Source organism: Vibrio genomosp. F10 str. 9ZD137 (assembly GCF_049974785.1).
GTDB lineage: Bacteria > Pseudomonadota > Gammaproteobacteria > Enterobacterales > Vibrionaceae > Vibrio.
Genome location: NZ_JBNGCJ010000068.1, coordinates 1 through 727 on the forward strand (window position 1 = coordinate 1; position 727 = coordinate 727).

Here is a 727-nt window from a genome sequence, read left to right on the forward strand (position 1 = left end):
GTTAAACAAGATAGCGGTAGGTTTAATGAAGTCGGCTGCAGTTTGAGCGTCAGGCATTCCGGGGATCCCAGCCATGTTGGCAAATGGATCATAAGTTGGCTCTTCGTTACCTGCTTCTCTGTTTACAGCATTAGCTTGCTTGGTTAGAAATGCTGCGATGTGACGAGTAATACCCGCATCTTGTGCATACGGTAAGCCCATTTGTGTCAGTGCGCCACGCGGCTTTTGGACTGGGTGCTCAGAAATGTCAATGCTTGGGAAAAAACCATCAACCAGCGTTTGTTGCACTTCTTCCTGGGTTAATTCAGTTTTTAACGTCGCGCCAAGAAGTTTAGAGCCCCGACTAGGCACGACGATAGGAACCGAATGCAGCTCAGCATCATTAAGTAAGGCTTCTTTTGCATCACGACAAGCGTGTGTCATCGCTTGAATTTGCCACGGAGCCAACTCTTTACCTTGCTGCGCCAGTTTGACTTTTAGGCGATAAGCTAGAGCAAGATCCATGTTGTCACCACCGAGCAAAATATGCTCACCGACAGCAATGCGGTTGAGCGATAAATTCCCTTGGTCTTCAGTCACTTCAACTAACGATAAATCGGTCGTACCGCCACCCACATCGACGACAAGAACAATATCGCCGACCGACACCTGCTCACGCCATGCATCACCATTATTGTTGATCCATGAATACAACGCGGCTTGAGGTTCTTCAAGCAGTGTTAAGTTA

1 protein-coding gene is annotated in these 727 nt (G+C 47.9%); it reads right to left on the minus strand.

Annotated features, from left to right (window positions below):
• On the minus strand, positions 1–727 hold a 727-nt coding region (locus ACP45E_RS00905; RefSeq protein ID WP_158008354.1), incomplete at both ends, for an Hsp70 family protein.